Genomic DNA, 25,779 nt, shown 5'->3' on the forward strand with positions numbered 1-25,779 from the left:
CGCTCGGTGCGCCGCGGCCGCCGGGGCGGCCGGGGCGGCCGCGGGCTCACTTCACGCTGCGGCGGATGCTCAGCACGTGCGCGGGCTCCACGTACGGGTCCAGCCGCACGTAGTTGTGGGTGCCCCACTTCCAGCTCGCGCCGGAGATGAGGTCGTCCACCCAGAAGGAGCCGTCCTCGTTGAAGTCCTCGTCCCGCAAATCCAGGGGGGCCAGGTCCAACCACACGGTGGCCTCGCGCGTGGCGTGGGGATCCGTGTTGACCACCACTACCACGGTGTCCTTGACCTCCACGCCGTCCCGCTGCACCGTCTTGGTCTTGCTGAACGCGACGATGGCGTCGTCCGAGGTGCTCTGTACCGTGAGGTTCTGCAGGTCACCGAGCGCCGGGTGGTCCCGGCGGATCTGGTTCAGCCGCGTGATGTACGGGGCCAGGGACTCCCCGCGCTCCACGGCGGCGTCGAAGTCCCGGGGGCGCAGCTGGAACTTCTCGTTGTCGATGTACTCCTCCGCGCCCGGGCGCGCCACGTGCTCGAAGAGCTCGAAGCCCGCGTACACGCCCCACAGCGGGGAGGCGGTGGCGGCGAGCGCCGCGCGCACCTTGAACGCGGCCGGACCGCCGAACTGCAGGTACTCCGTGAGAATGTCCGGGGTGTTGACGAAGAAGTTGGGGCGGTAGAACCCGGAGGTCTCGTGGGAGATCTCCTCGAGGTACTCCTCGATCTCCTCCTTGGTGTTGCGCCACGTGAAGTAGGAGTAGGACTGCTGGAAGCCGGCCTTGGCGAGCCCGTGCATCATGGCGGGGCGCGTGAACGCCTCGGCCAGGAACACGGTGTCCGGGTGATCCTCGCGCACGCGGGCGATCAGCCACTCCCAGAACCACAGGGGCTTGGTGTGGGGGTTGTCCACGCGGAAGATGTCCACCCCGTGGGAGATCCACAGCTCGACCACGCGCAGCACCTCGGCCGCGAGGCCCTGGGGGTCGTTGTCGAAGTTCAAGGGGTAGATGTCCTGGTACTTCTTGGGCGGGTTCTCCGCGTAGGCGATGCTGCCGTCCGCGCGGGTGGTGAACCACTGCGGGTGCTCGGTGACCCACGGGTGGTCCGGGGAGGCCTGCAGGGCGAGGTCCAGAGCGACCTCCAGGCCCAGTTCGTGGGCGTGAGCCACGAAGGCGTCGAAGTCCTCGAACGTGCCGAGGTCCGGGTGGATGGTGTCGTGCCCGCCCTCGGGTCCGCCGATGGCCCACGGGGACCCGGGATCCTGCTCACCAGCGGTCAGCGTGTTGTTGGGTCCCTTGCGGTGGTTGCGCCCGATGGGGTGGATGGGCGGCAGGTACGCCACGTCGAAGCCCATGCTCGCGGCACGGTCCAGTGCGGAGACCGCGGTGCGGAACGTGCCGGAGGTCCAGGTCCCGGTGGCGGGGTCGTAGGTGGCGCCCTCGGAACGGGGGAAGAACTCGTACCACGCACCGCGCCCGGCGGCCTCCCGCTCGACCTCGATCGGGTAGTGCTCGGAGCTCGAGACCAGGTCCCGCAGGGGGCGCTGCGCCACGTAGCCGCGCAGGGTCTCGGACGTGGCGATCTGCCAGCGCTGCTCGGGGGTCAGGGAGGTGTCGCGCATGGCCTCCGCGGCGCCCTCGAACGCGCGGACCTCCTGGTCTCCGCGGTCGGACTCCTTGCAGGCGGCGTCGAAGAGCAGGGAGGCCTCCTGGAACATGAGCTCCACGTCCTGGCCCACCCCGAGCTTGATCTCGGCGGCGTGGTGCCACGTGCCGTAGAGGTCGGACCAGCCCTCGACCGCGAAGCTCCAGCGGCCCTCGTACTCGGGGCGCAGCCAGGCCTGGTAGCGGTCCGTGCCGGTCTCCACGAGCGTCATGGCCCGGCGCTGCGCCTCGCGCCCCTGGGGGTCGTAGAGCACGGCCGTGACGCCGAGGGAGTCGTGGCCCTCGCGGAAGGCCGTGGCCATGACCCGGATGTCCTCGCCGGGGATCGCGGTGGCGGGGAAGCGCCCGCCCTCGACCACGGGGCTGACGTCCGAGACCGGGATGCGGCCGTACACCAGGTCCTCGGACGGGAAGTCCACGGTCTCCTCCTCGGTGTCGGATGCCGCGGGCGCGGTACCCGGGTCCTCCGCGTTCCCCGCGGGGTGCGGTGCCTGCGCACCGCCCGTTCCACGGTCGGTGGCGGACGACGCCGCCGCGTCCCGGGATGCGGCCACGCCCGCCTGGGCGTGCCCCGAGTCCCGGTGCCCGGCCCGATCGTCCGTGACCCGGTGCGCCGAACCGTCCTCGGTGCCCTGCCCGGCGCGGTGCTCCGTAACCTGGTTCTCCGCACTCGGCTTCTCCGCAGCCTGCGGCGCGGACGGCTCCGTGCCGGCCCGGTGGACCGAGGGAGCGACGTCGGGCACGCCGGAGGCCGGGACGGGCGGGCTCAGCCGCGACCCGACGTCCGGGCGGGCACCCCCCGCAGGGGCGTCCGGTGCGGTCTCTGAGGAGGGGCGGCGGCCTTGGGGCTGGTTCTGCTGCGACACGTGAGCAACGTTACCCACTATCGGCGGGATTCTTAAGGCCGCGCCGGGCTCCCCCGGCGGGCACGCGTCCGGTGACACCCGTGCGGCACGGGCCCCCAGCCGATAGGCTCGCGGGTGTGAAGGCAATCCGCAGGTTCACCGTCCGCACCGTCCTCCCCGAGTCGATCGCCCCGCTGGGGCGCCTGGCCAGGAACCTCCGCTGGTCCTGGCACGAGCCCACCGAGCGGCTCTTCACGGAGCTCAACCCGCACGCGTGGGAGTCCGTCCACGGGGACCCCGTCAAACTCCTCGGCTCGCTGACCCGCGAGGAGATCCAGCAGATCGCCCAGGACCCGCAGCTCGTGGCCAGGGTCCGCGAGCTGGACGCCGATCTGCAGACCTACCTGACCGAGCCCCACTGGTACCAGCGCACCCAGGGTCCCGACGCCCCGGCCGCGATCGCGTACTTCTCCGCCGAGTACGGCATCACCTCCGCGCTGCCCCAGTACTCGGGTGGGCTCGGCATCCTCGCCGGGGACCACCTCAAGACCGCCTCGGACATGGGCGTCCCCGTGGTGGGCGTGGGGCTGCTGTACCAGGCCGGCTACTTCAAGCAGTCCCTGTCCCGCGACGGCTGGCAGCAGGAGACCTACCCCGTCCTGGACCCGGACGAGCTGCCGCTCACGCTGCTGCGGGAGGCGGACGGCACCCCCGCCCGCGTGAGCCTGCCGCTGCCGGACGGCCGGAGCCTGCGCGCCCAGATCTGGCGCGCGGACGTGGGGCGCGTGCCCCTGCTGCTGCTGGACTCGAACATCCCGGACAACGACGACGCCGCGCGCAACATCACCGACCGGCTCTACGGCGGCGGCAGCGACCACCGGCTGCAGCAGGAGCTGCTGCTGGGCATGGGCGGGGTCCGTGCCCTGCGCATCCACAGCCGGCTCACCGGCGCCCCGGCCCCGGAGGTCTACCACTGCAACGAGGGCCACGCGGGGTTCCTGGGCATCGAGCGGATCCAGGAGCTCATGGATCCTGCCGGCGACGCCGCTCCCATGACGTGGGGCGAGGCCCTCGCCGAGGTCCGCGCGGGCACGGTGTTCACCACGCACACGCCGGTGCCCGCGGGCATCGACCGCTTCGAGCGCGCCCAGGTGGAGCACTTCTTCGCCGCGGGGCTCACCCCCGCCGTTGCCGTGGGCAACGTGCTGGACCTCGGCGCCGAGACCTACCCCGGCGGTGACCCGGGCAAGTTCAACATGGCGGTCATGGGACTGCGTCTGGCCCAGCGCGCCAACGGCGTGGCCAAGCTGCACGGTGCGGTGTCCCGCTCCATGTTCCAGGGGCTGTGGCAGGGCTTCGACGTGGAGGAGGTGCCCATCACCTCGATCACCAACGGGGTGCACGTGCCCTCCTGGATCGACCCCACCGTGTGGCAGCTGGCCGTGGAGCCGCAGGAGAACGACCTCGACCCCGCCGCCCGGTGGCGCAAGATCTACGAGGTCCCCGACGCCGAGCTGTGGGCCACCCGGCGGATGCTGCGCGAGCGCCTCGTGCTGGACGTCCGCGAACGCCTGCGCGCCTCGTGGAAGAAGCGCGGGGCCACGGACGCCGAGCTGGGCTGGACCGAGTCCGTGCTGGACCCGGACGTGCTCACCATCGGCTTCGCCCGTCGCGTGCCCACGTACAAGCGGCTCACGCTCATGCTGCGGGACCCCGAGCGGCTCAAGCGGATCCTGCTGGACCCGCAGCGGCCCGTGCAGCTCGTGGTCGCGGGCAAGTCCCACCCCGCGGACGAGATGGGCAAGCGGATGATCCAGGACCTCGTGCGCTTCACGGACGACCCCGAGGTGCGCCACCGGATCGTGTTCCTGCCCAACTACGACATCGCCATGGCCCGCGTGCTCTTCCCGGGCTGCGACGTGTGGCTCAACAACCCGCTGCGCCCGCTCGAGGCGTGCGGCACCTCGGGGATGAAGGCCGCGATCAACGGCGGGCTGAACCTCTCGGTGCTCGACGGCTGGTGGGACGAGATGTACGACGGCCAGAACGGCTGGGCGATCCCCACCGCGGACGGCAAGGCGAGCACGGACGAGCGGGACGACGTCGAGGCGGCCGCGCTCTACGAGCTCATCGAGAGCCACGTGGCCCCCCGCTTCTACGGGGACGGCTCCGAGGGCGCGGCCCCTGCTGCGCGCGCGGACATCCCCGCAGCCCCACAGGACGCCGTGCCCCACCAGTGGCTCGCCATGGTGCGGCACACGCTCGCCACCCTGGGCCCCAGGGTCTCTTCCCGGCGCATGCTCACCGACTACGTCCAGCAGCTCTACGTGCCCGCGTGCGTCTCCAGCCGCCGTGCCACGGCCGACGACGGCGCCGTGGCACGCGCCGGTGCGCAGTGGATCGACCGGGTCCGGGACGCGTGGCCCGGGGTGCGGGTGGAGCACGTGGACGCCCAGGGCGTGCACCAGGAGCCGCAGATCGGGGACGAGCTGGGCATCAGCGCCTACGTGGACCTGGGCCCGCTGCAGCCCGAAGACGTCACCGTGCAGGTGGGGTTCGGCCGCGTCAGCGAGTCCGACCACATCCACGAGCGCTCCTACGCCGAGCTGCAGCCCGTGGAGGACCTCGGCCAGGGCCGCGTGCGGTTCAGCGGGCCCATCACGATCGACCGCTCCGGGCCCTTCGGCTACACCGTGCGGGTGCTGCCGCACCACGAGGACCTCGCCGGCCCCGCCGAGCTGGCCCTCGTGCGCAACGCCGCGGACTGAACCCGTCCCGCAACAGGCCACGCCCCCTCCCGCACCGGACACCGGCGCGGGAGGGGGCGTGGCCGTGCGATGGCCGGGCGTCTCAGGTGACGGCGAACATCGCCACGCTCTGCGCGGGGACCTCCACCGTGTCACCGGTGCGCCAGCGGTTGCCGGTGAGCTCGTCCAGCTGCGGATCGGTGGCGAGCACGAGCCGGTAGCGGGCCTCGCGCGGGGGCGGGGCGGCGTCGTCGTCAGGCGGTGTCTCGAGCGCGGGCAGCACCGCGGAGACCGGCGCCTCGGTGCCGTTGAGCACGAAGAGCCCCGCGAGGTCTCCCCCGCGCGCCGCGAGGACCACCTGCAGCGCGCGCTCCCCGTCCGTCTGCCACCGCTGCCCCGTCATGGGCTCGCCGGTGCTCGCGTACCACAGCAGCACCACGTCCTCGGGGCGGGTGGGGAACTGCCGTGGCTGACCCGCGAGGAACGCGCGGCGGGCGCGGATGAGCCGCTGGGTGGTGTGGAACATGGAGCGCGCGAACGGGGTGAGCCGCCAGTCCACCCACGAGAGCCGGTTGTCCTGGCAGTACGCGTTGTTGTTGCCGTCCTGCGAGCGCAGCAGCTCGTCCCCGGCGGTGATCATCGGCACGCCCTGGGAGAACAGCAGCGTGGCCATCATGTTCCTGGCCGTGGCCGCCCGCGCCGCCCGGACGCGGACGTCCGCGGAGAATCCCTCGTGCTCGTGGTTCCACGAGTGGTTGTCGTTGGTGCCGTCCGCGTTGTTCTCGCGGTTGGCCTCGTTGTGCTTGGTGTCGTAGGCCGTGAGGTCGTAGAGGGTGAACCCGTCGTGCGCGGTGACGAAGTTGACCGACGCCAGGGTGCTGCGCCCGTGGGGCGCGAAGAGCTCCGCGGAGCCGGACATCGCCGCCGCCAGGCGTGCCGCCGTGCCCCCTCCGCCCCCGCGGCGCATGGTGCGCTGGCCCGCGAGCCAGAAGTCCCGCACGGTGTCCCGGTACTGGTCGTTCCAGTCCGCCCACCCCGTGGGGAAGCGCCCGGTCTGCCAGCCGCCGGCACCCACGTCCCACGGCTCGGAGATCATCCGCACGCCCTGCAGCACGGGGTCCGCGGCGACCGCCACGAAGAACGGGTGGTGGCGGGTGAAGTGGTGGTGCTCGTCCCGGCCGAGCTCCGGGGCCAGGTCGAAGCGGAAGCCGTCCACGTGGCACTGCGTGACCCAGTACCGCAGGGAGTCCAGCGCCATGCGCACCACCTGCGGGTTGGAGAAGTCCAGGGAGTTCCCGCACCCGGTCACGTCCACGTAGTTCCCGTGGGCGTCGTGACGGTAGTACTCGCGCTCCCCCAGACCCCGCCAGCAGTAGGCCCGCTGTCCCGGGCCCCCCTCGGCGGTGTGGTTGTAGACGACGTCCAGGAACACCTGAAGCCCCGCACCGTGCAGGGCGTCCACGGCGGCCTTGAACTCGTCGAGCACCGCCGTGGGCCCGGCGGCCTGGGCGGCCGCGGTGGCGTAGCCGGCGTGCGGGGCGAAGAAGCTCAGGGTGTTGTAGCCCCAGTAGTTGGTGAGCCCGTTGGCGGTGAGGTGCTGCTCGTCCAGGTGGGCGTGCACCGGCAGCAGCTCCACGGCCGTGATCCCCAGGCTGCGCAGGTAGTCCAGCATCACGGGGTGCGCGAGCCCCGCGTAGGTGCCCCGCAGCTCGTGCGGGATGTCGGGGTGGAGCATGGTGAGGCCCTTGACGTGGGCCTCGTAGACCACGGTGTCCCGCCACGGCGGGGTGGGCCGGTGGTGGTCCTGCCACTCGTGCTCCTGCGCCGTGACCACCGAGACGTACATCCCGCCGTAGGCGTCCGGGCCGGGATCCGCCACGTCACGCGGCGGTGCCACCCGTTCGAGTCCCCGCCCGTACGGGTCCAGCAGCACGGGTTCCACGGCCGGGTCCGGGGCGGGGGCGCCCGCCGGACCGGCCGCCACGAAGCCGTAGCGGGTGCCCTCGGGCATGGCCACGCACACGTCCCGCGCGAGCTCCTCGGGGGTCATCTGCTGCGCGGGCACGCCGCGCGGGCGGGGCACCGTGGCGTAGTGGATCCCGTGGTTCTCCCCGTTCAGGCGCAGCCGCTGCCACGGCTCGCCCGGGCGCTGGAGGACGAGGTCCACCTCGTCCGGCCCGGGAGCGTAGACGGCCACGTTGGCCGTGCCGTCCCCGGAACGTGAGGGGTGGACTCCCAGGGGGTGGCTACGCGCTTGCACGGCGGCGCGCGATCTCGTACAGCGTGATCCCCACCGCCATGGACGCGTTGAGCGACTCCATGGCGGACTCGATGGGGATGGAGACGATCGCGTCGCAGTGCTCGGTCACCAGCCGGGAGAGCCCCTTGCCCTCCGAGCCGACGACCACCACGAGGGGTTCGGTGGCGAGTTCGAGCTGGGGCAGGGACATGTCCCCGCCGCCGTCCAGGCCCACCACGAAGTAGCCCTGCTTCTTGCAGTTCTGCAGGGTCCGGGTGAGGTTGGTGGCCTTGGCCACCGGCACGCGCGCGGCCGCACCGGAGCTGGTCTTCCACGCGGTGGCCGTGACCCCGGCCGAGCGGCGCTCGGGCAGGATCACACCGTCCCCGGCGAACGCGGAGACGCTGCGGATGATCGCGCCCAGGTTGCGGGGGTCGGTGATGCCGTCCGCCGCGACCAGCAGGGGCGGGTGCTCCCGGTCCGCGGCGTGCATCACGGAGGCCGCGAGCTCGTCCGCGTCCGGGTACTCGTACGGCGGGACCTGCAGCACCACGCCCTGGTGGATGGCGTCCGACGAGAGCCGGTCCAGCTCGCCGCGGGAGGCCTCGAGCGTGGGCACCTGGCGCTCGGCGCACAGCTGCAGGATGTCCTTGACGCGGTCGTCCACCTCGATCTTGGACGCCACGAACAGGGTCTTGGCGGGCACTCCCCCGCGCAGCGCCTCGAGCACGGAGTTGCGGCCCGTGACGAGGTCCTCCTTGATGGGACCCGTGCCGGAGCGCTGCGGGCGGCGCGGCTGGTTCTGCTGCTTGCGCGCCGCGGCCTGCTTGGCCTTGTACGCCTTGTGGTAGACGCGGTCCTCGGCCTTGGGCGTGGGACCGCGGCCCTCGAGGCCCTTGCGGCGCTGCCCGCCGCTTCCCACGACAGGGCCCTTCTTCTTCTTGCGGACGGCTCCGGGGCGGCTGTTCTGGGCCATGGTCACTACTTCCGTGTCGGTCACGGGTCACGGCCGGACGGCCGCCCCGGGGTGGTCGGCGATCTCGCCCCAGTTTAGGACAGGGTCACGATTCCACGGACCACGCGGAGCCCTGCGCACCGTCCTTGACGACGACGCCCGCGGCCGCGAGCTGGTCCCGGATGCGGTCCGCGCTGGCCCAGTCCCGCGCGGTGCGCGCTGCCGCGCGCTGGGCGAGCAGGTCCTGCACGAGCACGTCGAGAGCGCGGTGCTCAGCACCACCTGCGCCGGCGCCCTCCAGGTCCATGAGCTGCAGCAGCCCGAGGACGTCGGACATCCCGGCGACGGCCGCGACGAGGGGGCGGGCGGCGTCGTGGTCTCCCGTGGCGAGCGCCGAGTTGGCCGCGCGCACCGTCTCGTGCAGCACGGCCAGTGCGCGCGGGACGTTGAGGTCGTCGTCCATCACGGCCACGAACTCGGCGGGGACGTCCTGCGTGTCCCGGTCCAGGCCGAGGCCCGCGGCGCGGGCGGCCACCAGGACGGCCTCCACGCGCTCCACCGCGGCGGTGGCCTCCTGCAGGGAGGTGGGCCGGTAGTCCAGCACGGAGCGGTAGTGGGCCTGGCCCAGGTAGTAGCGCACCGCGAGCGGGCGCGCCTCGCGCAGCATGTCCTGCGGGGAGACCGTGTTGCCGATCGACTTGGACATCTTCTCGCCCTCGTACGTGACCAGCCCGTTGTGCAGCCAGAAGTTCGCGAACTCCCGCCCGGCCGCCGTGGACTGGGCGAGCTCGTTCTCGTGGTGCGGGAAGCGCAGGTCCAGCCCGCCGCCGTGGATGTCGAAGTGGGCACCCAGGTACTTGCCCGCCATCGCAGAGCACTCCAGGTGCCAGCCCGGGCGGCCGCGGCCCCACGGGGAGTCCCAGGACGCGCTCAGCGGCTCGTCCTCCTTGCGGCCCTTCCACAGGGCGAAGTCGCGGGGGTCGCGCTTGCCGCGGGGATCGGCGTCCGGGGCGTCCTGCATGTCCTCGACCCGCTGCCGGGTCAGCTCCCCGTAGCGGGGCCAGGACCGGACGTCGAAGTACACGTCCCCGGAGCCGTCCGTGGCCGGGTAGGCGTGACCGGCGTCGATCAGCTCCTGGATCAGCGCGTGCATCTCGGGCACGTGGCCCGTGGCGCGCGGCTCGTACGTGGGGCGGTCGATGCCCAGGGCGGCGTATGCCTGCCCGAACACGCCCTCGAAGCGATAGGCCAGCGCCCACCACGGCTCCCGCGCGTGGTCGCCGCTGTAGTCCTGCTCGTAGGACGCGCGGGAGTTCACCAGGATCTTGTCGTCGATGTCCGTCACGTTGCGAACCGTGGTGACCTCCAGTCCGCGGAAGCGCAGCCAGCGGGCCAGCACGTCGAAGACCAGCGCCGAGCGCACGTGACCGATGTGCGGTGCCCCCTGCACCGTGGCCCCGCAGTAGTACAGGCGGGCCTCCCCGGGATGGACGGGGACGAAGTCCTTGATGGTCGCGGACGCGGTGTCGTAGAAGCGCAGAGTCACCGGGCCATTCTAACGGGGCATCCACCGCGCACGACGGCGCCCGGCAGCCCCCCGGCGGCCGCCACCGTGCGCGGCGCCGCGGCTCGGCTGTTCCCGCTCGACCGGTACGGCGCACTGGCCCCGCCCGGCCCGACCAGATCTGCGGGCCTTTCCTGCCGAGACATCCAGCGGTCCCGCGTCGGGTCCGAACGGGCGCGGCCGACGGCGGCGGGAACGGCGCAACTCGGGCGGGCGGCGTCGTCCTCCCGGAAGCTGCCGCCCGCGCGGACTGCGGCGCCCGGAGCTCAGGAGGTGCGCACCACCAGGGCCGTGGCGATCGCCGCGATGCCCTCCCCGCGCCCGGTGAGCCCGAGGGCGTCCGTGGTGGTGGCGCTGAGGTGCACGGGTGCACCCGCGGCCTCAGCGAGCACCGCGGCCGCCTCCTCCCGGCGGGGTGCGAACTTGGGGCGGTTGCCCACCAGCTGCACCGAGATGTTACCCACCGTGAATCCGGCCTCTGCCACGATCCGCACGGCCTCCGCGAGGATCCGGCAGCCGGAGGCCCCGGCGAACTCCGGGCGGTCCGTGCCGAAGTGCACCCCGAGGTCCCCCACCCCGGCGGCCGAGAACACGGCGTCCGCCGCGGCGTGGGCCACCACGTCCCCGTCCGAGTGCCCGCTCAGCCCCCGCTCGCCCGGCCAGTGCAGACCCCCGATCCACAGCGCAGTGCCCTCCGTCCCGAAGGCGTGGACGTCCACTCCCACCCCCACGAGGGGCAGCGGGTACGGGAGGCCCGCACCGGCCTCGGAGGCGGGTGCGGCGGACTGGTCGGGTTCGTGAGCCATGCGCCCATTGTCCCGGACGAGCCCTCGATCTGCGGACTCGCGGCCGTCGGCCGCGGTCCAGTCCGTCCGGGCAGCCGAGCACCTCGGCCCCGGGACTCCGGCCCGCTTCCGGGCGGGAAGCGCCTGGGCACCCGCGGGCCCGTCCGGGGCGGGTGAGCACTTCACGGCCTGCCGCTGGACGTGGCCGGGCGCTCCGTGGCGCTATGGGGGTGCCTTTCCGCATCGCGTGGCCTCGCGGGGGGCGTCGCCAGACCGCGGCCACCGCGGTGGTTCCCTGTGGGGCGTAGGGAGCGGATACCTCAGCCGCGGGACTCCACGACCGCACGCGCGAGGACCAGGTCCAGGGGGCGGGTGATCTTGAAGGACTCGAGGTCCCCGGCCACGAGGACCACCGGGTGCTCCGGGGCGTAGCGCTCCACGAGACTGGCGTCGTCCGTGATGCCGGCGGGATCCTCCGCGCCGCGATCCGGCAGCAGCCCCGCCGCCCCGTTCACCCGTTCCAGCAGGGCGCGCCCGAAGCCCTGCGGGGTCTGCACCGCCCGCAGGGCTGCACGGTCCACCGTCCCGGTGCTGCGCCCTGCGGGGTCCACCCCGCGCACGGTGTCCGTCACCTCGGTCACCGGCACCACGGCCTGCGCGCCGTCCTGCAGGGCGGCGAGCACCCGCGCGAAGACGGCGGGCGGGGTGAGGCAGCGAGCGGCGTCGTGCACCAGCACCCGCGTGACCCCGGAGGGCAGCGCGGCCAGGGCACGGGCCACGGACTGCGCGCGCGTGGCCCCGCCCGTGACGGCCCGCGCGCCGCACGCGGCCGCCACCGCGGTGAGCTCGGTGTCCCCCGCCGGCACGGTGACCAGCAGCGATGCCGCGGGCAGGGCCTCCCGCACCGTGGTCAGCGCGTGCTCCAGCAGCGGCCTCCCGGACAGCGGCACGAGCGCCTTGGGCATGCCGTACCCGAGCCGCGTGCCGGAACCCGCGGCGACGACAACGACAGCGAGCCCGTCCGGTGCGGACGGGCTCGCTGTGCGGTGGTGCATCACGACGGGGCGGGGATCAGGCCGCAGACAGGATGTCGTCCAGGCGCTTCTCCGCCTCTTCCTCGTCGATCTTCTTGGCCAGGGCCAGCTCGGAGGTGAGGATCTGACGGGCCTTGGTGAGCATCCGCTTCTCCCCGGCGGAGAGACCCTTGCCGCGGTCGCGCCGCCACAGATCACGCACGACCTCCGCGACCTTGAGGACGTCGCCGGAGGCCAGCTTCTCCAGGTTGGCCTTGTAGCGGCGGGACCAGTTGGAGGCCTCCTCGGCGTCCTGGGCCTGCAGCACCGCAATGACCTGCTTGAGACCGTCCTCGTCCACGACGTCTCGCACGCCCACGAGGTCCACGTTCTCCGCCGGGACCTCGATCATGAGGTCCCCCTGGGTCACCTTGAGCCGGAGATACATCTTCTCTTCACCCTTGACGGTGCGAGTCTTGATCTCCTCGATGGTCGCGGCACCGTGGTGCGGATAAACGACCGTTTCGCCAACCTCGAAAACCATGCACAAACCCCTTTCAGCGCGCCAAGTCTACCACGGTGTATGATTCGCCGACGCTTCCGGGACCCCTCCCGGACGGGCCCCGACGGGCCGTCGCGCACCGGCTCCGGGGCGGCCCCGGCCCGGCGCCACGGCCCGGGCCCGGATGCAGACGATCCGTGGCCAAACCGATAGACTGCACGCAGATCGAGTCCCACCGTCGGAGAGCCCGAGGAGTCCGTGCCGTGAAGAACGCCGCCCACAAGAAGTTGCAGCACCTCGGAATGGGTGCGGCAGCGCTTGCCGTCCTGACCAGCGTGAGCGGTTGCGCGTACATCAGCCCCCAGGCCACCACCGACAGCTTTGCCCCGGCGGACGGCGTGCAGATGGACCTCGGGGACCTGCAGCTGCGCAACGTGCTCGTGGTCGCGGAGAACGCGGACTCCGAGGGGCGCGTGCTGGGCACCGTGATCAACAACGGGGACTCCACCCAGACCGTGACCCTCGACGCCAAGGGCTCCAGCGCCAAGGTGGAAGTGCCCGCCAACAAGGAAGTGGTGCTGGAGAAGTCCAAGCCCGTGCTGCTCGAGAAGGCCGGCGCGAACCCCGGGCTCATGGTGGACACCACGTTCAGCGGCGACGGCCAGAACCAGACGGTCTCTGTGCCCGTCCTGGACCACACCTACCCCCGATACGCCTCCTTCGTGCCGGGCGGTGCCCCCACCACCCCGGCCAACCCCTCCAACACCAAGGCGCCCGAGGGCCAGCACGAGGGCGGTCACTGACCACCTCCCCACGGACCGGGTCTGCACGAGGAAGGGACCGCACCCCACGGTGCGGTCCCTTCCTCGTGTCGTGGGCTGGTGCGGATCAGGGCTCGAACTTGTAGCCCAGCCCCCGCACCGTGACGATGTGCTGCGGGGCGGACGGATCCGGCTCCACCTTCGAGCGCAGCCGCTTGACGTGCACGTCGAGGGTCTTGGTGTCCCCCACGTAGTCCGAGCCCCACACCCGGTCGATGAGCTGCCCCCGGGTCAGCACGCGCCCGGCGTTGCGCAGCAGCATCTCCAGCAGCTCGAACTCCTTGAGCGGCATGGCCACGGCCTCCCCGTCCACGTGCACCACGTGGCGCTCCACGTCCATGCGCACGGGCCCGGCCGCCACCGTGGACGTGATGAGCTCCTCGGGCTCGGCGCGGCGCCGGAGCACCGCGCGGATGCGCGCCACGAGCTCGCGGGATGAGTACGGCTTGGTGACGTAGTCGTCCGCGCCGAGCTCGAGGCCGAGGACCTTGTCGATCTCCGCGTCCTTGGCGGTGAGCATGATGATCGGGACGTTCGAGCGCTGCCGGATCTGCTTGCACACCTCCGTGCCGGACTGGCCGGGCAGCATCAGGTCCAGCAGGACCAGGTCCGCCCCGGCGCGGTCGAACTCCGCGACGGCGCGGATCCCGTCCGCCACCACCGTGACGTCGAACCCCTCCCGGCCCAGCAGGTAGGCCAGGGGGTCGCTCAGGGATTCCTCGTCCTCCACCATGAGAATCTGGGTCACGCGCGCTCCTCCACTCGCTGCTGACGGTTCCCGCCGCTGGATCGCGGCGGTTCGTGCTGGTCCTCGGGGTCCTCCATGGGCGGCAGCACCAGGGTGAACGTGGAGCCGCGCCCCGGCTGGGACCACACGGAGACCTCCCCGCCGTGCTGCGCCATCACATGCTTGACGATGCTCAGTCCCAGCCCGGTGCCCCCGGTCTGGCGCGAGCGGGCGCTGTCGACGCGGTAGAAGCGTTCGAACACGCGGTCCTGCTCGCTCTCGGGGATCCCCGGGCCCTGGTCCGTGACGGTGATCTGCGCCATCCCGTCACGTTCGCGCAGCCCCACTCCCACCCGGGTGTGCTCCGGGGAGTAGCGCACCGCGTTGTCAATGAGGTTGCGCACGGCGGTGACCAGCATGTCCGGGTCCCCGAACACGGGCACGTCGATCCGCCCGCCCACCCGGATCTCGATGTGCTTGGTCTCCGCGGCCAGGCGGCTGCGGTCCACGGCCTCGCCCACGGTGCGGTTGAGGTCCACCGGGGTGCCCTTGGCCACCACGTCCGTGCCCTGCAGGCGCGAGAGCTCGATGATGTCCTGCACGAGCGCGCTCAGCCGCATGGACTCGCGCTGCAGGCTCGCGGCGAAGTGGCGCACGGACTCCTCGTCCCCGGCGGCGTCCTCGATGGCCTCGGAGAGCAGGCTGACCGCCCCCACGGGGGTCTTCAGCTCGTGGGACACGTTGGCCACGAAGTCGTTGCGGATGGACTGGGCACGCACGATCTCGGTCTGGTCGTCGGCGAGCAGCAGGATGTACTCGTCCGCGATGGTGACCACCCGGACGTCCAGCACGATCGAGCCGCGCTGCAGCTGCCCCCGGGTGAGCTCCAGGCGCCTCTCCTCCACCACGCCGTTGCGCCGGGTGGCCCGGACCATGTCCAGCAGCTCCTGGTGCACCACGGTGTGCCCGCGCACGATCCCGTAGGCGTAGGCCGCGGGCGAGGCGCGCACGACGCCGTCCACACCGTCCACGACCACGTAGGCGAGCCCCAGCGCGGCGAGGATCTCGGCGGTGCCCTCCGGCAGGGTGGGCTCCTGGACGTCCGCGAGAAAGTGACGACGCCGCTGGCTCACCCGCACGGCGATCAGCCCGCTGATGCCGAGCAGGAAGCCGATGAACCCGGCCAGCAGGGCAATCGTCGTCTCGCTCACGGGGCCAGCTTAGACGGCCGGGGCTCGGGAGGAGCCCGTGGCCGCCGGTCCGGGAGCGCGGTTCAGCCAACGTTCACCTGGGGATGTCGGTTCGTTCATGACCGCCTGGGAATCTGGGCGGGCGTGTGCGACGTCCTCGTGCCGCTGCCCCCGGTGGCACCCGGCCCGTGCGGGACGCGTAAGCTACGGGACCAAGAATTGCCGTGAACGAAAGGACGCCCCTGTGCGTAAGGTTTTCCAGGCCGAGCTCCACCAGGTGGGCGAGGAGCTGATCCAGATCGCCACGCTCGTGCAGCAGGCACTGGCCAGCGCCCGCACCGCCTTCCTCGACGCCGACATCCAGGTGGCCGAGGAGGTCATCTCCAATGACGCCCGCATCGACTTCCTGCAGAACGACCTCGATGAGCGCTCGATCGACATCCTCGCGCTGCAGGCCCCCGTGGCCTCGGACCTGCGCATGATCGTGGGGGCGCTGCGCATGAGCGCGTCCCTCGAGCGCATGGGCGACCTCGCCCGCCACCTGGCCCAGCTGGCCCGGCTCCGCTTCCCGGAGCCCGTGCTGCCGGAGTCCATGCGCGGGCACTTCGAGCAGATGTTCGACATCGACCTCAAGCTGCTCACCCGCATGATCTCCGTGCTGGAGGACCGGGACATCAGCGAGGCGGACGAGATCTTCGTGCTGAAGTCCGAGCTCAACCTCAAGCACCAGCAGGTCTTCGAGATGCTCGCCGCCCCGGACTGGGACTCCTCGGTGCCCACCGCGGTGGACGTGACCCTGGCCTCGCGCTACCTCGAGCGCATCGGGGACCACGGCGTCTCCGTGGCCCGCAAGGTCTCCTACCTCGTCACCGGGGACTGGGCCCCCGTCTCGGACACCCACCCCACCGGGCACGGTCACATCGGCGCCGACGCCGGCGAGTGAGCCCCGCGCACACGCAGTGCACATGAGGAAGGCCCCGCCTCTCGGCGGGGCCTTCCTCATGTGCGGGGCCTTCCCGGTGTGCCGGGCAGGGCGCTACTTCTTGCCCTGCGCGGCCACGGCTTTGATGGACTCGGCCGCGGCATCCGGGTCCAGGTAGCGACCGCCCGGGGTCACGGGACGCAGGTTCTGGTCCAGCTCGTAGTACAGCGGGATGCCCGTGGGGATGTTGAGCCCGGCGATGTCCTCGTCGGAGATCCCGTCCAGGTGCTTGACCAGGGCGCGCAGCGAGTTGCCGTGCGCGGCCACCAGAACGGTCTTGCCGGCCTTGAGGTCCGGGACGATCTGCTCGTCCCAGTAAGGCATGAAGCGCTCCAGGACGTCCTTGAGGCACTCGGTGCGCGGCAGCTCGGCCACGTCCGCGTAGCGGGGGTCCCCGGCCTGGGACCACTCGGAGGAGTCGTCGAGCGCGGGCGGCGGGGTGTCGTAAGAGCGGCGCCAGGTCATGAACTGCTCCTCGCCGTACTCCTCGCGGATCTCGGCCTTGTTCTTGCCCTGCAGCGCGCCGTAGTGGCGTTCGTTGAGACGCCAGGACCGCTTGACGGGGATCCAGAGCCGGTCCGCGGCGTCGAGGGCCAGGTTGGCGGTGTTCATGGCGCGGCGCAGCAGGGACGTGTGGACCACGTCCGGCAGCAGCTGGTTCTCGGCGATCAGTTCGCCGCCGCGGGTGGCCTCCGCGCGTCCCTTGTCCGTGAGGGGAACGTCCACCCAGCCGGTGAACAGGTTCTTCTCGTTCCACTCGGACTGGCCGTGGCGCAGGAGGATGAGCTTGTGGGTCGCTGAATCGGTAGCCATGGCCCCATTGTCCCACCCCGGCCCGCGCGGGGGAATGCGTGTCGTGCCCCGGCACGTACAGTGTCCGTGTGCCCGTTCCGCAGCGCCCCGTGGGCTCCATCACCCGGGGCACCACCAACCCCAACCGGTTGCGCCGCTCGGACCGCTACCTCACCGGTGTGCTGGCTCCCGTGCTGCGCCGCGCCACGGACCCCCTGCTGGTGGACCTGGGCTTCGGCGCCGCGCCCCTGACCACGGTGGAGCTGTGGCAGCGCGTGCGCGTCGTGCGTCCGGACGCGGAGGTCGTGGGCATCGAGATCGACCCCGGGCGCGTGGCGGCCGCCGCCTCCCACGCCCGCCCTGGTCTCTCCTTCCGCCGCGGTGGCTTCGAGATCCCCACCGGGGCCCGTTCGCCGGTGCTCGTGCGCGCGTTCAACGTGCTGCGGCAGTACCCGGTCGCGGAGGTCCCCGGGGCGTGGGCCCTGGCCGGTTCGCGGCTCGCCCCGGGCGGGGTGCTCGTGGACGGCACCTGCGACGAACTCGGGCGCCTGGCCACGTGGCTCTGCTGCACGGCGGACGGGCCGCAGACCTTCACGCTCAGCATGCGCCCCGGCGCCTTCACCGTGCCCTCGGACGCTGCCGCGCGGCTGCCCAAGGCCCTGATCCACCGCAACGTCCCCGGTGAGCGCGTGCACGCGTTCCTGGCCGCCGCCGACGCCGCCTGGCTGGCCGCCGCGGCGCTGTCCCCCTTCGGCACGCGGCAGCGCTGGACCGCGATGTGCCGTGAGCTGAAGGCCACCGGGTGGCCCGTGCTGCACGGTCCCGCCCGGTGGCGGCTCGGGGAGCTCACGGTGCCGTGGGCGTGCGTGGCGCCGCGCTGAGCACGGGCGGCTCAATAATGCCGCCGCCGGGGTGGTCCACCGGACGCGTGGGCGCAGGGGCCGCCGGATCACGGGCGCCGGCTCAGCGGGCCGGGCGGCCCGGGATCACCAGCGGCCGGGGTTCCTGGACTCGCCCGAGACCGCGGGCCGGACGTCCGCGAAGTACACGCCGGCAATGGTGGCGGCGATGAGCATGAGGATCAGGGAACCGGAGCTGGGCACCCCCACCCGGACCAGCGAGAGCGTGGAGAACACGGCGCTGAACACGGTGACCACGGCCGCTCCACCCGTGAGGGCGAGCCAGAAGGACTTGGTGCGCTTCCACGCCCGCTCGAACTGGACCGGCGAGCGCCGTACGCAGTCCAGGGCGGCGAGCAGCGCGAGCACGGCCACCACCACGGTGATCGCGTAGTCCAGGTAGTTGGCCAGAGCCAGGGCCCACGGGTAAGAAGTCACGCGAGCAGTCTACCGATCCGCGAGGGCGTCCAGGCCCGGGACGAGGTCTTGCCACAGATCCGCCACGTTCTCGATCCCCACGGACAGGCGCAGCAGGTTCTCCGGCACCGTGCGGGGCTCGTCCGGGTGGCGGCGGCGCCGTTCGACGAGGGACTCCACCCCTCCGAGTGAGGTGGCGGGGGTCCACACGCGCAGGCCGGAGACGAGATGTTCGGCCGCGGCGGCGTCGTCGTGGAGCACCACCGCGAGCACCGAGCCGAAGCCTCCCGCGAACTGGGCCACCGCGCGCTCGTGGCCGGGGTCCCCGGGCAGCCCCGGGTAGCGCACCCCGGCCACCGCGGGGTGCTCGCGCATCCGCAGCGCCAGCTCCGCCGCGCTGGCCATGGAGCGCTCGACGCGCACCGCGAGGGTGCGCAGCCCCCGCAGCGCGAGCCAGCACTCGAACGGGCCGGGAACCGCGCCCTCGAGCGTGCGCTGCGCGTGCAGCCGCTGCCGCAGCTCGGCCGTGGCGCACAGCACCGCGCCCATGAGCACGTCCGAGTGCCCGGAGAGGTACTTGGTGGCCGAGTGCACCACGAGGTGCGCGCCCAGCGTCAGCGGCTGCTGCAGCAGCGGGGTGGCGAACGTGTTGTCCACGCAGCTGAGCACGCCCCGCTCGCGCGCCGCGGCGAGCAGCGCGGGCAGCTCCGCGACCTCGAGCATCGGGTTGGTGGGACTCTCGATCCACAGCATGTCGGCACCGTCGAGGGCGGCGAGCACCGCGGCGGTGTCCGCGATGTCCACCGTGCGCACCGTGAGGATCCCCCGGTCCTCCCAGCGCCGCGCGAGCTGCACGGTGCCCTGGTAGCTGTGGCGCGGCACCACCAGCGTGCCGCCCACGGGGACGAGGCTGAGCACCGCGGCGATCGCGGCCATCCCGGACGCGTACGCCAGGGCGGGGCACGGAGCCTCCTCGAGCTCCGCGAGAACCTCCTCGAACGCCTCCCACGTGGGGTTGGCCGCCCGTGCGTAGGATCGGTCCTCCCCGGAGACCTCCCCCACCCCGCGGTAGGTGGACGTGAGCACCACGGGAGGGTTCACGGGGGCGTCGTGGGCGTGCTCGGGGCGGCCAGCGGCCACCGCCACGGTGTCTTTGTGCATGCCCCCACACTAGGGCCGGTGCGGCCGTGCGGGGCGCCCTGCCCAGGCCGGGCGCGCGCTCCAGGGTGTCGGGGCCGCTGGATAGAGTGGTGGGCGTGAAACAGTCAACGCGCGGGGCGCTCATCGTGTTCGAAGGCGGTGACGGCGCCGGGAAGTCCACCCAGGTCTCCGCCCTCGTGCAGGCCCTGCGCGCGGGCGGGCACACGGTCACGTGCACCCGGGAGCCCGGCGGCACGCCGCTCGCGGAGTCCGTGCGCGCGCTGGTGCTGGATCCCGCCCACGCACCGGTGGCACCGGCCACCGAGGCGCTGCTCTTCGCCTCGGCCCGTGCGGACCACGTGGCGCGGCTGATCCGTCCCGCCGTGGAACGGGGGGAGATCGTGGTGTGCGACCGCTTCGTCGACTCCTCGGTGGCCTACCAGGGTGCCGGGCGCGGGCTCGGGCTCGCGCGCGTGGCCGACCTGAACCAGTGGGCCCTGCAGGGCCTCGTCCCGGACCTCACCGTCCTGCTGGACGTGGACCAGACCACGGCCCAGGCACGACGCCGCCGGCGCGGGTCCGCCTCGGACCGCATGGAGGCCGAGGACCTGGCCTTCCACGCCACCGTCAACGCGGCCTTCCGTGAGCTCGCGGCAGCCGCACCGCAGCGCTACCTCGTGCTGGACGCCGCCGAGTCCGCAGAGCGGATCGCGCGCGCCGTCGCCGCCCGTGTGGCCCCGCTGCTGCCGACACCCACGGGAGGCACCCCGTGAGCGTGTGGGACGAGGTCGTGGGCCAGCCCCGCGTGGTCGAGCAGCTGCAGCGGGCCGCCCGGGACGAGAACCCCACCCACGCGTGGCTGTTCACCGGCCCTCCCGGATCCGGGCGCTCCACCGCCGCACGGGCGCTCGCGGCGGCCCTGCTGTGCGAGCACGGCACCGGGTGCGGGCAGTGCCACGCGTGCCGCACGGCTTTCGCGGGAACCCACGCGGACGTCACCAACTTCGTGACCGAGAACCCCCAGATCAGCATCGAGGAGGCCCGCGAGCTCGTGGTGCGCGCCCAGGACCGCCCCTCCGTGGGGTCCTGGCGGATCATGATCGTCGAGGACGCCGACCGCATGACGGAGCGCACCTCCAACGTGATGCTCAAGAGCATCGAGGAGCCCCCGCCGCACACCATCTGGCTGCTGTGCGCGCCGTCCCCCATGGACGTGCTGGTCACCATCCGCTCCCGGTGCCGGGCCGTCACCCTGAAGGTCCCCTCCCCCGAGGACGTCGCCCGCCTGCTCGTCGCCCGCCACGGGGTCACGGAGCATCGCGCCGTGGAGTGCGCCCGGCTCGCCCAGTGCCACGTGGGCGTGGCCACGCGCCTCGCGCTCTACGACGACGCCCGCACCCGCCGTCAGGAGGTCGTCTCCCTGCCGCTGTCCATGCGCGGAGTCACCCAGGCCGTGCGCGCGGCGGACCGCCTGCACCGTCTCGCGGTGGACGAGTCCGCGGCGGACGCCGAGGCCCGCAACGACGAGGAGCGCGCGCAGCTGCTCGTGTCCATGGGCGCACCCGAGACCGGCCGGGTGCCCCCCGCCATCCGGGGTGCGCTGAACCGGCTCGAAGCCGACCAGAAGCGGCGCTCCCGCCGCATCCAGACCGACACCCTGGACCGGTTCCTGATCGACCTCACCACGTTCTACCGGGACGTGCTGAGCGTGCAGCTCGGCACCGGGATGCCGCTGATCAACCTGCACCTCGCGGAGCAGATCCAGGGCTACGCCACCAACACCGCCGCCGAGCAGACGCTGCACAGGATCGACGTGATCAGCGAGACGCGCCGGCGCATCCGCACGAACGTGAGCGCACAGCTCGCGTTCGAGGCCATGATGGTCTCCATCGTCTGAGACCCGGGAGGACCTCCGTGACACCACCCCTGCCCCGCCGTGCCCTGGCCCTGCTGGCAGCGGCCCTGCTGTGCCTCAGCGCGTGCTCGAGCGGCGGTGGGCAGGACCCCCGGGGCAGCGCGGATCCGGACGTCACCGCCGGCACGGACCCCGCGCTGCAGCGCTTCTACACGCAGACCCCGCAGTGGGGCGAGTGCGGCAGCACCTCCGGTGGGCAGCCCCTGCCCAAGGGCCTGGAGTGCGCGGAGCTCACCGTGCCCGTGGACTACGCCCACCCCTCGGGCGGGGACACCACCGTGGCGCTCGCCCGGCTGCCCGCGTCCGGCGGTGACGCCCGCGGCGCGCTGTTCCTGAACCCCGGTGGTCCGGGCGGGTCCGGCGTGGACATGATGGCCTCCACCGACTACTTCAGCTCCGCCAAGATCCGCAGGGACTACGACCTCGTGGGCTTCGACCCCCGCGGCGTGGTCCGCTCGGACGGCATCCGCTGCCTCTCCGACCGTGAGCTGGACGAGTGGCGTGCGCAGCCGGCGTTCGACCCCTCCAAGCAGTCGCTCGACGACGTGCGGAAGAGCTCGCAACGGATCGGCCGCGCCTGCCACGAGCACTCCTCCGCGGTGGTCTCCCACATGGACACCCAGAACGTGGCCCGGGACCTGGACGTCCTGCGGGCCTCCCTGGGCCAGGCCACCACCCACTACATGGGCTTCTCCTACGGCACGGAGATCGGCGCCACCTACGCCCACCTGTTCCCCCGCAGGACCGGCCGCATGGTGCTCGACGGCGCGGTGGACCCGGCCCTCGACGAGCGCTCCTCGTCCCTCGCCCAGGCCGAGGGGTTCGAGGACAACCTGCGCCACTTCGTGGCGGACTGCCAGGAGCACACCCGCGGCTGCGCCGTGGGCGGCGAGGACGTGGACGCCGGCGTCCGCAGGATCCAGGACATGCTGCACTCCGTGGCGCAGGGCCGCACTCGGACCTCCGACGGGCGCACCGTGACCCCCACGAACGCCCTCGAGGGGATCCTGGTGCCGCTGTACTCCACGAGCGGCTACGACCAGCTGAACTCCGCGCTGCACGAGGCCTTCGACGGCTCGTTCGACGCCCTCATGGCCTCCTCCGACGCCAACCACGGCCGGGACCCGTCCGGGAAGTACACCTCCAACGTGTCCATGGCGTTCCTGGCCGTGAGCTGCCTGGATGCCACCGACTCCGGTGTGACCGACGCCCAGATGACCCGGGCCGCACAGCAGATGACGGAACGGGCGCCCACGTTCGGCCCCTACCTGGGCTACGGGGCGGCGGCGTGCCAGGGGTGGCCGGACAAGCCGGTGACCCCGCTGCCGGAGCTGCGCGCGGACGTGGAGACCCCGGCGGTGGTCATCGGCACCACCCACGACCCCGCCACGCCCTACCCGTGGGCGCAGTCGCTGGCCTCCCAGCTGGGCCGGGCGCGGCTGCTGACCCACGAGGGCTACGGCCACACGGCCTACACCTCAGGCAGCGGCTGCATCACCCGGGCCGTGGACGACTACCTCCTGGACGGCACCCTCCCGGACGAGGGCACAGTGTGCCGCCAGAGCTGAGCCCGCGGGCCCGCCCTGATTGGTGGTGCTCAGCCGCCATCTGATACTGTTTCGGCGTGCATCTGGGGTGTCCACACCCCGGTCACGCCGCCTTAGCTCAGTCGGTAGAGCGATTCACTCGTAATGAATAGGTCGCCGGTTCGATTCCGGCAGGCGGCTCCGCGAAAGCCCCGTCACCACCAGGTGACGGGGCTTCTCCCGTGTCCGGGCCCGGCCCCCATGGGATGCAGGACCACGCGCGGCGGGCCGGGCCCCTGCCCGGCGTGCCTGATCTCACCAGCCGCGGTGGGCTCCCGTCCCATCGATGCGGGGAACGCCCCGGGCCGGGGCGGCTCGCCGACGAGAGCGCGGCCGCGGGCGGGGGCGTGTCAGTGCTCGTGCGAGCGCTCGTCCGCGAGGAACGCCTCCGGCTGAGTGCGGCGCAGCCAGCGGGTGTGCACCCGGAAGTTGATCTCCACCAGCACGGAGCCCACGGCGGCGATGGCCACGGCCGCCCAGAACAGGGACGCGTGCGGCAGCTGGAACTGGTGGTACGCCAGCGACAGCGGCACCACGAGCACGAGCACCAGACCCGCATACATCGTTAGCACCAGGGCCAGCCGCACGGCCGTGAGGGGGCGGGAGCCCACGCACAGCACCCACAGCCCCACCAGCACGAGCACGATGAAGCTCGCGGTCTGGAACGCCCGTGTGCTCTCGGCGGGGTCCAGGGTGCGCTCGTAGAAGTTCAGCCCCACCACGCACAGCGTCACGATGGCCGCACTCGGCAGCGCGAAGTGCAGCGCCCGGCGCAGGTACCCGGAGACGTAGCGGCGGGTGTTGGGCAGCATGGTCAGGATGAAGGACGGGATGCCGATCATCAGGGCGTCCGCCGTGGAGTACTGGCGCGGCAGGAACGGGAACGTCCAGGCCAGCAGGCCGAGCGCGAGCCCCATCATGACCGCGAAACCGGTCTTGGTGAGGAACAGGTTGGTGACCCGTTCGATGTTCGCGATGATCTTCCGGCCCTCGGCGAGCACGGACGGCAGCCGGGAGAACTGGCCGTCCAGCAGCACCATGCGGGACACGGCCTTGGTCGCGGGAGCGGCGTTGCCCATCGCGATGCCGAGGTCCGCGTGCTTGAGCGCCAGGGCGTCGTTGATGCCGTCACCGGTCATGGCCACCACGCGGCCGCTGTCCTGCAGCCCGAGCACCATGTTCTTCTTCTGGTGGGGCGAGACCCGGCCGAAGACGCTGTGCTCGAGTGCCGCACGGTGCAGCTCATCCCCGTCCTCCGGCAGGGCGCTCGCGTCCACCGCCCCATGGGAGACGTCCATGCCCGCCATTCCGGCGGCAGCCGCGACCGTGGCCGGGTTGTCCCCGGAGAACACCTTCAGGTCGATGCCCTGGTCCTGGAAGTACTGCAGGGTGCGGCGGGCGTCGGAGCGCACCTGCTCGCTGAAGGTCAGCAGCAGCTGCGGTTCGAGGTCCTCGGGCAGCGTCTGCGCCGCGCGCGGCTTCTCCCCGGGGCCGGTGTCCGCCATGACCAGGTGGGGTGCGTGGGAGAGCACCATGGTGCGCATGCCCGCGGCCGCGAGGTCCTGGGCGTGGCCCCGGGCCGCGGCCCGCTCCTCCCCCGCGAGCAGCACTTCCGGGGCCCCCAGGATCCAGGCACCGGTGTCGGGGAACTCCACGCCGGAGAACCGGTTGGCGGAGGAGAAGCCCAGCACGGCAACGGGCTGGGCCGGGTTCGGGTGCTCGAAACCCTCGGCGAGCGCCGCGGCCGTGGGGTTGGCGTGCGGGTCCGCCCCGAACCACGCGAGCGCCGCGGCGGCCTCCGGGGAGGGCTCCAGGACGTCCTCCCGGGCGTCCGCCTCCGCTGCCGTGCCGACGACGCCGCCCGGCCCGGCGGCGTCGTCCCGCGCCGGGGGCATCAGGCTGCGGGCGGCGTCGAACGAGACGCCGCCCTCCGTGAGGGTGCCGGTCTTGTCGAAGCACACCGTGTCCACGCGGGCGAGCACCTCCACGGCGGGCTGCTCCTGGATCAGCACCTCGTCCCGGGCGAGCTTGACCGCCGCCACGGCGAAGCTGATGGTGGTCATCAGCGCGAGTCCCTGCGGGATCATCGAGGCCACAGAGGACACCGCGGCCACGAGGGCGTCCTGCCAGGACCCGGAGTCGAGGGCCCGGTGCCAGCCGCCGGCTGCCTGCATCTGACCGTTGAGCACCACCGCGATGATGGGGACCAGGGCGATGGTCAGCCACCGCACCACGCGGGCGAGGGAGGCCCGCAGCTCCGAGTTGATGGGCGCGAACTGCCGCGCCTCGTTGGCGAGCTTCGAGGCGTGGGACTTCTCCCCCACCGCGGTGACGCGCACCGCGCCCGAGCCGCTGGTGACGCTCGACGCGGAGAACATGCGGTCCCCGGGGTGCTTGAGAACGGCGTCGCTCTCACCGGTGAGCAGGGACTCGTCGAGGTCGAGTCCGTCCGCGGAGAGCACCACGGCGTCCGCAGGCACCTGGTCCCCGCGGCTGAGCAGCAGGACGTCGTCCAGCACGATCTCCTCGAGGGGGATCTTCACGCTGCGCCCGTCGCGCAGCACGGTGGCCGGGTCCCGGCGCAGCAGGGCGATCTTGTCCAGCTGCCGCTTGGCGGAGTACTCCTGCACGAAGCCGATGACCACGTTGCTCAGCGCCGCGAGGCAGAACAGCAGGTCCAGCCACCGGCCCAGCGCGATGATCACCGCCGCGCACAGTCCCAGCACCAGGTTGAACAGCGTGAACACGTGGGTGCGGATGATGGCCCACACGCTGCGCGACGTGGTGGACGACGCCGCATTGGTGAGTCCGAGCTCCACGCGCTCGGCGACGGCCTGCGAGCTCAGCCCCTCCCTCACCAGCGTGCCGTCGTCGGCCCTCTGCGGCCTGGGCGCGGCGTTCTGGGTGCGTTGGGGCATCGCTCTCCTCGCAGCTGTCGGTGGTGCCCCCAGTCTAGGAGGGCCCCCGGCCGATGGCGCGCCTTGGAGCGGTCAGCGCGA

20 protein-coding genes and 1 tRNA gene are annotated in these 25,779 nt (G+C 72.5%); 8 read left to right on the forward strand and 13 right to left on the reverse strand.

What is annotated here, in order from left to right; genetic code table 11:
• Window positions 1–46: 46 nt before the first annotated feature.
• The gene (locus tag KRH_RS09205; RefSeq protein ID WP_387696444.1) at window positions 47–2,527 is read right to left on the reverse strand and encodes an alpha-1,4-glucan--maltose-1-phosphate maltosyltransferase; all 2,481 of its coding nucleotides are present in this window, start codon (window positions 2,525–2,527) and stop codon (window positions 47–49) included.
• A 116-nt stretch (window positions 2,528–2,643) separates the two neighbouring features.
• On the opposite strand from KRH_RS09205, the gene glgP reads away from it, so the two are divergent.
• Complete coding sequence (glgP, locus tag KRH_RS09210; RefSeq protein WP_012398934.1) at window positions 2,644–5,274, forward strand: alpha-glucan family phosphorylase; 2,631 nt, start codon at window positions 2,644–2,646, stop codon at window positions 5,272–5,274.
• A gap of 82 nt (window positions 5,275–5,356) precedes the next feature.
• On the opposite strand, the gene glgX is transcribed toward glgP, so the two are convergent.
• From glgX to KRH_RS09240, 6 genes are all read right to left on the reverse strand, one after another.
• The gene (gene glgX / locus KRH_RS09215) at window positions 5,357–7,513 is read right to left on the reverse strand and encodes a glycogen debranching protein GlgX (protein WP_012398935.1); all 2,157 of its coding nucleotides are present in this window, start codon (window positions 7,511–7,513) and stop codon (window positions 5,357–5,359) included.
• Window positions 7,500–8,468: a 23S rRNA (guanosine(2251)-2'-O)-methyltransferase RlmB gene (rlmB, locus tag KRH_RS09220; protein WP_012398936.1), complete on the reverse strand. Its 969-nt coding sequence runs from the start codon at window positions 8,466–8,468 to the stop codon at window positions 7,500–7,502. The genes glgX and rlmB overlap by 14 nt, the downstream gene beginning before the upstream one ends.
• An 85-nt stretch (window positions 8,469–8,553) precedes the next feature.
• The gene (gene cysS / locus KRH_RS09225) at window positions 8,554–9,993 is read right to left on the reverse strand and encodes a cysteine--tRNA ligase (protein WP_012398937.1); all 1,440 of its coding nucleotides are present in this window, start codon (window positions 9,991–9,993) and stop codon (window positions 8,554–8,556) included.
• Between the two features lie 284 nt (window positions 9,994–10,277).
• Entirely contained in the window at window positions 10,278–10,817 is a 540-nt protein-coding gene (gene ispF, locus KRH_RS09230; protein WP_012398938.1) for a 2-C-methyl-D-erythritol 2,4-cyclodiphosphate synthase, read from the reverse strand.
• Between the two features lie 299 nt (window positions 10,818–11,116).
• Window positions 11,117–11,851, reverse strand: coding sequence for a 2-C-methyl-D-erythritol 4-phosphate cytidylyltransferase (gene ispD, locus KRH_RS09235; RefSeq protein WP_041297690.1), 735 nt, complete (start codon window positions 11,849–11,851; stop codon window positions 11,117–11,119).
• A gap of 16 nt (window positions 11,852–11,867) precedes the next feature.
• Window positions 11,868–12,353, reverse strand: coding sequence for a CarD family transcriptional regulator (locus KRH_RS09240; RefSeq protein WP_012398940.1), 486 nt, complete (start codon window positions 12,351–12,353; stop codon window positions 11,868–11,870).
• A gap of 221 nt (window positions 12,354–12,574) precedes the next feature.
• On the opposite strand from KRH_RS09240, the gene KRH_RS09245 reads away from it, so the two are divergent.
• A complete protein-coding gene (locus KRH_RS09245) occupies window positions 12,575–13,114 on the forward strand; it encodes a hypothetical protein (RefSeq protein WP_050738067.1) in 540 nt (179 codons plus the stop codon).
• Window positions 13,115–13,199: 85 nt separating this feature from the next.
• On the opposite strand, the gene KRH_RS09250 is transcribed toward KRH_RS09245, so the two are convergent.
• Window positions 13,200–13,880: a response regulator transcription factor gene (locus tag KRH_RS09250; RefSeq protein ID WP_012398942.1), complete on the reverse strand. Its 681-nt coding sequence runs from the start codon at window positions 13,878–13,880 to the stop codon at window positions 13,200–13,202.
• Window positions 13,877–15,070 (reverse strand): sensor histidine kinase, encoded by a 1,194-nt coding sequence (locus KRH_RS09255; RefSeq protein WP_012398943.1) that lies wholly within the window; start codon window positions 15,068–15,070, stop codon window positions 13,877–13,879. The genes KRH_RS09250 and KRH_RS09255 overlap by 4 nt, the downstream gene beginning before the upstream one ends.
• Before the next feature lie 223 nt (window positions 15,071–15,293).
• On the opposite strand from KRH_RS09255, the gene phoU reads away from it, so the two are divergent.
• A complete protein-coding gene (phoU, locus tag KRH_RS09260; protein WP_012398944.1) occupies window positions 15,294–15,992 on the forward strand; it encodes a phosphate signaling complex protein PhoU in 699 nt (232 codons plus the stop codon).
• A 93-nt stretch (window positions 15,993–16,085) separates the two neighbouring features.
• Here phoU and KRH_RS09265 read toward each other — a convergent pair whose 3' ends face one another.
• Complete coding sequence (locus KRH_RS09265; protein WP_012398945.1) at window positions 16,086–16,844, reverse strand: phosphoglyceromutase; 759 nt, start codon at window positions 16,842–16,844, stop codon at window positions 16,086–16,088.
• 68 nt (window positions 16,845–16,912) lie between these two features.
• On the opposite strand from KRH_RS09265, the gene KRH_RS09270 reads away from it, so the two are divergent.
• Window positions 16,913–17,704, forward strand: a complete 792-nt coding sequence (locus tag KRH_RS09270) for a class I SAM-dependent methyltransferase (protein ID WP_041297407.1) — start codon at window positions 16,913–16,915, stop codon at window positions 17,702–17,704.
• Between the two features lie 105 nt (window positions 17,705–17,809).
• Here KRH_RS09270 and KRH_RS09275 read toward each other — a convergent pair whose 3' ends face one another.
• Window positions 17,810–18,160 carry a DUF2516 family protein gene (locus KRH_RS09275; RefSeq protein WP_012398947.1) on the reverse strand — a complete coding sequence of 117 codons (351 nt, stop codon included), beginning with the start codon at window positions 18,158–18,160 and terminating at the stop codon, window positions 17,810–17,812.
• Window positions 18,161–18,169: 9 nt separating this feature from the next.
• Window positions 18,170–19,300 carry a trans-sulfuration enzyme family protein gene (locus KRH_RS09280; RefSeq protein ID WP_012398948.1) on the reverse strand — a complete coding sequence of 377 codons (1,131 nt, stop codon included), beginning with the start codon at window positions 19,298–19,300 and terminating at the stop codon, window positions 18,170–18,172.
• A 95-nt stretch (window positions 19,301–19,395) separates the two neighbouring features.
• On the opposite strand from KRH_RS09280, the gene tmk reads away from it, so the two are divergent.
• From tmk to KRH_RS09300, 4 genes are all read left to right on the forward strand, one after another.
• Window positions 19,396–20,052, forward strand: coding sequence for a dTMP kinase (tmk, locus tag KRH_RS09285; RefSeq protein ID WP_012398949.1), 657 nt, complete (start codon window positions 19,396–19,398; stop codon window positions 20,050–20,052).
• A complete protein-coding gene (locus tag KRH_RS09290; protein ID WP_012398950.1) occupies window positions 20,049–21,176 on the forward strand; it encodes a DNA polymerase III subunit delta' in 1,128 nt (375 codons plus the stop codon). Before tmk ends, KRH_RS09290 begins: the two co-directional genes overlap by 4 nt.
• Before the next feature lie 17 nt (window positions 21,177–21,193).
• Window positions 21,194–22,762, forward strand: a complete 1,569-nt coding sequence (locus KRH_RS09295) for an alpha/beta hydrolase (protein ID WP_012398951.1) — start codon at window positions 21,194–21,196, stop codon at window positions 22,760–22,762.
• Between the two features lie 86 nt (window positions 22,763–22,848).
• A tRNA-Thr gene (locus KRH_RS09300) sits at window positions 22,849–22,921 on the forward strand.
• Window positions 22,922–23,130: 209 nt separating this feature from the next.
• Here the strand turns inward: KRH_RS09300 and KRH_RS09305 are convergent.
• Window positions 23,131–25,698: an HAD-IC family P-type ATPase gene (locus tag KRH_RS09305; protein ID WP_012398952.1), complete on the reverse strand. Its 2,568-nt coding sequence runs from the start codon at window positions 25,696–25,698 to the stop codon at window positions 23,131–23,133.
• Between the last annotated feature and the right edge of the window lie 81 nt (window positions 25,699–25,779).

The organism is Kocuria rhizophila DC2201 (assembly GCF_000010285.1).
GTDB lineage: Bacteria > Actinomycetota > Actinomycetes > Actinomycetales > Micrococcaceae > Kocuria > Kocuria rhizophila_A.